This window comes from Nostoc sp. NMS4 (assembly GCF_017115095.1).
Classification (GTDB): domain Bacteria; phylum Cyanobacteriota; class Cyanobacteriia; order Cyanobacteriales; family Nostocaceae; genus Nostoc.
The window spans coordinates 20,439-27,633 of record NZ_JABXKI010000276.1; the positions used below are offsets into that span (position 1 = coordinate 20,439).

Below are 7,195 nucleotides of genomic sequence, written 5' to 3' on the forward strand. Positions count from 1 at the left end.
TTAAATTAAGGTAATTTTCTGAGTTGGGGTATAACTTGGCAAAACATGACTTAGTGTTTTTTGGTCAACCTGCAAATGATGTTCCAAAACCGTAGAAATTACATCTCGAAAATCGGTAGCGATCGCTAAGTCTCTATTTTGGTAAAGTTGGGCTGTTGCTAATCCCGGCCATTCTCCATAAACTTTACCACCACGCACTTTACCACCCAATACCCACATCACATTCCCGTGTCCGTGATCTGTGCCACCGTTACCATTTTCCTGGACTGTCCGACCAAACTCAGACATGACTACAATTGCTGTATTTTGGTAAATTGTCCCTAAAGTTTGTACCATCACAGCCAAACCGTCTGCTAATTTTTTTAATCTCTGGGCTAACTGTCCCTGACTACCACCTTGATTAACGTGGGTATCCCAACCACCCACAGCCATAAACCCTAATTCAACTTTAGGGTCTTTAACCATCAGTTGGGCTAGCCGTTGGGCATCTCTGGCAAAAGCATCAGGTAATGGCGCACCATTATTTGCCATCTTCATTTCATCATCCAAATCTTTCATGATGGCTTGACGCGCCATTCGTCCTTCTTGATAGGTTTGACTTAAGCTATCATTACCACCATAAAGTCGGTCAAATGCTGCGCCTACTTGTGGACGATCGAGTGATAGAGGATTATTACCTGTTCTCCCTGATGGTAAGCTAGCTACAGACATCCGACCATGTAAAATCTGTGGTATTATCTCTCCCACGCTTACTGCTTGGATGGGTGTTTTGTTGGAAATAGTACCCAATAAACGATTCATCCAACCATCCCCAGTTTTTTTTGTACCAGGAATACCGCTTTCCATATAGTATTGAGCATCAAAGTGAGAGCGAGTGGGATCGGGAGAACCACAAGCATGGACAAATGCTAGATTACTCTGTTGCCACAGGGGTATCAAGGAATTTAACGCTGGATGCAAGCCAAAGCGACCATCTAAATCCAGAACTCCTCCTTCCTTCCCTGGTTGGGGAATCGCAATTTTGGGTCTGGCTTGGTAATAAGCTGTCTCCGAATAGGGAACCACTACGTTTAAGCCATCAACTGCACCACGTAGAAAAATCACAATCAAGCGTTTTTGATTGGTATTCTCGCTGGCGGATCTAGCAACCCAAGCATTAGTTCCAACTGCGGTTATGGCTGATGCGGAAAATATTCCTGCTTGGAGAAGAAAGTTACGTCTTTTCATAATTATTTTAGTTCTGGGTATGGATTGTCGAGTTCTGAGGCTGAAGTTTCTTGTTTCAAACTAAAATGGTCGAGTTCTGAGGTCGAAGTTTCTTGTTTCAAACTGAAATGGTCGAGTTCTGAGGCTGAAATTTCTTGTTTCAAACTGAAATGGTCGAGTTCTGAGGCTGAAATTTTCTATTCCGAACTCGGATTATGGAGTTATCAAGACTGCCAAATCAGTCGATAAACATAATTTTTGTTCATCTAGCTAAAAAATTGTCCTTCGGTTTGCTGCAAATTTGAGATTTTGCTGTTAACTAGTGGTCTGTCCCACTTCTTTACCTCTTAACTTTGCGCTCTTTGCGTCCTTTGTGGTTCGTTTTCTTAACCCAGAAAAACTAATGACATAGACTACTAGTTCCGTGGGTTTAAATCCCCATTACGAATTACGAATTATTTTAACGGCGCATAAATTCTGGACTCCCTAAGATTAAAGCTGCGTGGAGTTGTGGCGGACTAGATGCGATCGCACTTTGGGTTTTGCTAGATAAAGAGTTACCTAATGTATTGGTGAGTTGTAAGCTATCTACAGGAGATGGTTTTACTTTCACGGGTGATAGAGTTACGCCGACTACATTGTTAGCTGCACTTGAGAGTGGTAATCTGCCGCTAGCGATCGCAGTAGCAAAGTTAAGCCGACGAGTCATAGCATCAGGGTTTAACCATGCCTCTTCTGTGTTTTTGTAACCATCTGGAGTTGGGCAACCATAAACAGGCATCCCCAACTGTTGGAGTAAATTAAATATTGGTCTGGTGTTATTGACTTCAACACCTGTAGCTCGCACCGCAGAGATAGCATATTGATAGGGTGTTTTAAACTTGCCATTAAAGTTTTTTGTCTCCCAAAATTCGGAACTGTGGAATAAAGTATCGAGGACATCTCGAATATTCCCATCGGTGGTGAGATAACGTTGTGTTAGACGATTGACTAAAGTTGTGGGTGGGCGATCGCTGACGAAATACTGAGCTAGTTCGTAGCTAATATGACGGGCTGTAGCAGGGCTACGCGCTAAAATATCTAAGGCTTGTTCGCCCTCAGCCTCACCACTGCCTTTAATAGTGGTTTTGAGAAAAACTTTGTCGCTAGGATCGTGGCGCTTGGGATCAAAGTAAAATCCGTTACTATTAATGTTGGGCTGATTGGGACGAGCAATTCCCCAACCAGTTAAAATCTTTGCGAGAGCGATGACATCTTGCTGAGTATAGCCGCCATCTACACCGAGAGTGTGTAATTCCATTAACTCACGGGCATAGTTTTCATTTAACCCTTGAAATCTACCACGCGCACCAGGGCTACCGGGAGCAGTATTTTGCCAATTGTCTAAATAAAATAGCATGGCTGGATGGTGAGCCGTTGCACCTAAAAGGTCACGAAAGCGCCCTAGAGCATAGGGTCTGATGGCTTGTTGTTCGTAGGCTCCGACTAAAAGGCGATCGCGTCCCTTAGCTGCATCCACATTAAAATGGTTATACCAAAAGTCCACCATGACTTCCTGGAGTTGCCTCGGACTGTTAGTAGCCTGTAATAATCGTCCTTGAATTGCTTCTTGAAGAACTTTTCTAGATTTTTGCTGGGCGGCTTTCTTGGCTTCGGGGCTGAGTTTTTGCCCAGTTGTCCCATAAGCCAACAGTTGCATCGGATTCAGGCTGAGAGTTTCTAGCTGCGCCAGTTGAGTTTTAAGGCTTGCCGATTCTGGGATAGTATCAGGTGAAAGTTGCTCTTTAATGTAGCGGTCTACACCAATAGACTCTACCCGTTGCACATCTCCAGGGCGAGGCCCAAAACTCAGGCGGTTGACTATATGTGAAACTTTCGGATCGATAGATTGAGGCGCTGCGTTACTGGGCGTAATCCCTAAGAAGAAAATTAACAGCGACATCACCAAGAATTTCGGCTTCGCAGTCATAGAGTTATTTTTACTTACTTGGACGATTGGAAGAATTGCGTTGCGGCTTGTACAGATGGTCAGCAAACTTCTGCCGTTGCTCTAAACTCAAAATTTCACGAATCGCCAGGGTATTTTCAAATTGAGTATCAGCAAGCTGCTGTCTCAGAATTTTAAGTTGGTTGTATTTTGTTCGTACTTGTTCTGTAGAGGTTTTTCCTGCTAATAAATCGTGTAATTCTTGCTGTGCTTGCTGCACTGCTTGTCTTTTGGGTTTTATTTGATTTTGGGATTGACTGCGAATCGTTTTAATTTGTTGGATTTGTTGAGATGTCAAATTCAATTCCTGAAGCCAACCTGATTGAGGACGACGCTGAGGTGGTAAATTTGTAGAATTTTGCGCCAAGTTTCGAGGTAAAAATGAACCGCTAGCTTCAGCAAAAGCGCTAGCACCACCAAGAGCAATGACGATCGCTGCTACCAGAGACAAACGACGTAAAATCATTGAATTTATCTCCTATAATTCAGTAAATTAATCAGCACTATCATCTGTAAAATGCCATACATAACTTTCTGTATGTTCGCTGACAGTGCCTTGCCAATTACTATCAATGAAAGCTTCCAAATTGGCTAATTCAGCTGCATTGGGTTTGGCTGGTGCTACAACACGGTCGCTAACCACAGCAGCCACTAAGGAAGCAGCTATAACAGATGGAACTAACCACAGCTTTGTAAGACGGCGTTGAGGTTTAACTGTTGAAGTTTGCACCTGTTGTAAAATTTGCTGCTCTAAATCAGGGGAAGGTGGGAGGACTGGCGGACGATGCTGGCGAAGAAAATTAACCAGATTTTTATCATCATCGGGAAACTGACTCATAGTTGCACTCCTTGTTGTTGGAGAAATTGACGCATAGCAGCGCGAGCATGAAATAAACGAGATTTGACCGTTCCTAGAGGAATATCGAGAATTTCTGCGATCTCTTTTTGCGGTACTTCTTCCAAGTCATGCAAAACTAGTATCGTGCGATGGTCAAAGCTTAAGTTGCTCAACCCCTGCTGTACCAAGTCTTGATAATGCAGAGCCATCAAATCCGGGGCTTCTTGTTGGGTAGGAGTATTTGCTGTCAGAGCCTTTAATTGAGTCCGTCTCTGTACTTCTGCTTGTCGCTGGTCGCAAGCTAAATTCCAAGCAATTCGATACAGCCAGGTCGAGAATTTTGCTGTTTGCCGAAACTTGGGTAATCCTTTCCAAGCCTTGACAAATACCTCTTGCACCAAATCATCTAGGCTGGATGGTTCGCATTGATATAAAATCGATCTCACCCGTTGCTGATGGCGACGATAAAGCAGCCCGTAGCTTTGGATTTCACCTTGCAAGCACTGCTGTATCAGATAAGTATCAGATTCGCTTGCGGATTTGCTGGATAATTGCCTATTTTTTGAAAGCTTTATTGGCACAACTAACACCTGAGGCGCTCTCCTCCATCCGTTTGTAGCTTGTATTTATTAGACCGGATGGCAAAAGAAAAGGTTCAAGGAAACGTAAATAACTGAGTGCGATGTCTACGACGGGCTGCGCCTACGCTCCAGATCGAATTACCGATTATTCTTAGACATGGTTTCCTGACTTAATGTCAGCATTTTTTGTTTTAAAAACCACTGAAGAAACGCATTTTCAGGTGATTGCGGATTTTTGGCCAATTTATTTTTGATTATTTACTAAGATGATCTCCGTTTGCGGTGTACTCTCAATATACGGTAAGTACAATACTGAACCTTTGAGATCAATTACACCCAGAGGTGAATACCATGCAAAATTATGCTCAACAGCAAGAATTTATTTTAAGTCAAATCACAAATAAATATTTTCAGCGCCGAGATTTCAGTGGATGTGACTTGAGGGGAATCGACCTGAAAGGAATTAATTTAAGTGGTATTAACTTTATCGGAGCGGATTTGCGTGGTGCAAATTTGTCTGGCTGTGTTCTCACTCGTGCTAATTTAAGTGGCGCAAATTTGATGCAAGCTAGCTTACGTGAAGCTAATTTGTATGAAGCCTCTTTGTGTGAAGCCAATTTGACTAATGCTGATTTAACACGAGCAAATTTGTGCGGAACTTTCTTATGGCGGGTGAAATTCATCGGTAGTAATCTTTGGGGTGCTTCTTTATGTGATGTGGATTTGAGAGAAGCAGATTTAAATGAAGCCAAATTAACTGAAGCATCGCTAATTGAAGCTAACTTAAGTTTTGCAAATCTCACCAGAGCAAATCTTGCAGGAGCAAAATTACTTGAAGCTAATTTGACTGAGGCCAACTTAACTGGTGCAGATTTGACATGGGCAAATTTAACCAAAGCAAACTTGAGTAAGGCAAACCTTTGGAAGACAAATCTGATTTATGCAAAGTTACGGGATACTATCATGCCTGATGGCACAATTGAGCAACCTCAGATAGTTATTTATGAGACATATCCTTAATATGAGAAAAAGGAGTAAAAATTAGAAGCAAGAAACAGCGATCGCATATTGCAGCGATCCTCTAGTGAACAAGCTTGTTTGCAACAAAAGCGATCGCTATCCCCAAAAAAACTTAACATTAACCTTAGAAGTGTTAATTTTTCATCATACAAGCTCATGGGTTACTACATCGCTCCCCGCTTTTTGGACAAACTTGCTGTCCACATCACCAAAAATTTTCTGAAGCTTCCTGGTGTGCGAGTTCCCGTGATTTTGGGTATTCATGGGCGCAAAGGAGAAGGTAAAACATTTCAATGTCAATTAGTCTTCGAGAAAATGGGTATCGAAGTAACTCACGTATCTGGCGGTGAATTGGAAAGTCCAGATGCGGGAGATCCAGCGCGGTTGATTCGGTTGCGCTATCGGGAAACAGCAGAACTGATCAAAGTACGTGGCAAAATGTGTGTACTGATGATTAACGATTTAGATGCCGGTGCTGGACGCTTTGATGAAGGGACTCAATATACTGTAAATACACAGTTGGTCAATGCCACACTGATGAATATTGCTGATAATCCCACAGATGTGCAGTTGCCGGGAAGCTATGATTCTACACCTTTACATCGTGTGCCGATTATTGTTACAGGTAATGATTTTTCTACCCTCTATGCACCCTTAATTCGGGATGGGCGGATGGAAAAATTCTACTGGGAACCAGATAGAGATGACAAAGTGGGAATTGTCAAGGGGATTTTTGAACCAGATGGATTGTCACAGAAGGAAGTTGAACAGCTAGTTGATACTTTTGTCAATCAGTCTATTGACTTTTTTAGCGCTTTGCGATCGCGCATTTATGACGAACAAATCCGCAACTACATTCATAAAGTCGGCTTTGAGCAGATATCCTTGAGTGTGGTTAACAGCCTTGAAGGTCCACCAGAATTTAAAAAGCCAGATTTCCGGCTGTCTCACTTAATCGAGTCTGGTAACTTCTTGGTTGGTGAACAAAAACGGGTGGAAAATTCCCATTTGGTTGATGATTATAATCGACTCAATCGAGGTAGAAATTCTCAATCCGCGCCACCTGCTGTAACGCCTATTAGTCAGCCATCAAATGGCGCAACCCAAGAAGTAAAAACTAATAAATTCCAGAAACAGCAAGCATCAAGTCCACATTTAACTTTAGAGACACAAGAACAGATTCGGCAATTATTGTCTCAAGGTTACAAAATTAGTATTGAACACGTAGACGAGCGCCGTTTTCGCACAGGTTCTTGGCAAAGTTGTGTTCATAGTCACATTGATGCCGAGTCTGATGCCATCTCTAATTTAGAGGCAACTTTGACAGAATATAGCGGTGAATATGTGCGCTTAGTAGGTATCGATCCCAAAGCCAAGCGGCGAGTAGTGGAGACAATTATTCAGCGTCCAAATGGGAACAATTAGGGGCAGATACAGCAGAATTTGGGAATTAGAAATCGGAAGTTATATGATGTCTGCTAAATCACCCATAATAAACAGTTTGTAGTGGGGACTTCAGTCCCCAAAGCCAGGACTAAAGTCCTTACTACAAACATTTTTTAT

8 protein-coding genes are annotated in these 7,195 nt (G+C 42.4%); 2 read left to right on the forward strand and 6 right to left on the reverse strand.

Going from position 1 to position 7,195, the window contains the following annotated elements:
• The 6 genes from HWQ37_RS25765 to HWQ37_RS25790 form a co-directional block, all read right to left on the reverse strand.
• Positions 1-1,227 (reverse strand): DUF1501 domain-containing protein, encoded by a 1,227-nt coding sequence (locus HWQ37_RS25765; protein ID WP_292752713.1) that lies wholly within the window; start codon positions 1,225-1,227, stop codon positions 1-3.
• A 2-nt stretch (positions 1,228-1,229) separates the two neighbouring features.
• Positions 1,230-1,370 carry a hypothetical protein gene (locus HWQ37_RS25770; protein WP_292752716.1) on the reverse strand — a complete coding sequence of 47 codons (141 nt, stop codon included), beginning with the start codon at positions 1,368-1,370 and terminating at the stop codon, positions 1,230-1,232.
• A 296-nt stretch (positions 1,371-1,666) separates the two neighbouring features.
• Positions 1,667-3,175, reverse strand: coding sequence for a DUF1800 domain-containing protein (locus tag HWQ37_RS25775; protein WP_292752719.1), 1,509 nt, complete (start codon positions 3,173-3,175; stop codon positions 1,667-1,669).
• Positions 3,176-3,185: 10 nt separating this feature from the next.
• The gene (locus tag HWQ37_RS25780; RefSeq protein ID WP_292752721.1) at positions 3,186-3,659 is read right to left on the reverse strand and encodes a Spy/CpxP family protein refolding chaperone; all 474 of its coding nucleotides are present in this window, start codon (positions 3,657-3,659) and stop codon (positions 3,186-3,188) included.
• Positions 3,660-3,686: 27 nt separating this feature from the next.
• A complete protein-coding gene (locus HWQ37_RS25785; protein ID WP_292752724.1) occupies positions 3,687-4,031 on the reverse strand; it encodes a hypothetical protein in 345 nt (114 codons plus the stop codon).
• Positions 4,028-4,612: a sigma-70 family RNA polymerase sigma factor gene (locus HWQ37_RS25790; protein ID WP_292752726.1), complete on the reverse strand. Its 585-nt coding sequence runs from the start codon at positions 4,610-4,612 to the stop codon at positions 4,028-4,030. Before HWQ37_RS25790 ends, HWQ37_RS25785 begins: the two co-directional genes overlap by 4 nt.
• 351 nt (positions 4,613-4,963) lie before the next feature.
• On the opposite strand from HWQ37_RS25790, the gene HWQ37_RS25795 reads away from it, so the two are divergent.
• Both HWQ37_RS25795 and HWQ37_RS25800 read left to right on the forward strand, forming a co-directional pair.
• Entirely contained in the window at positions 4,964-5,632 is a 669-nt protein-coding gene (locus tag HWQ37_RS25795) for a pentapeptide repeat-containing protein (protein ID WP_292752729.1), read from the forward strand.
• A gap of 156 nt (positions 5,633-5,788) precedes the next feature.
• Positions 5,789-7,057: a ribulose bisphosphate carboxylase small subunit gene (locus tag HWQ37_RS25800; RefSeq protein ID WP_292752733.1), complete on the forward strand. Its 1,269-nt coding sequence runs from the start codon at positions 5,789-5,791 to the stop codon at positions 7,055-7,057.
• Positions 7,058-7,195 lie beyond the last annotated feature (138 nt).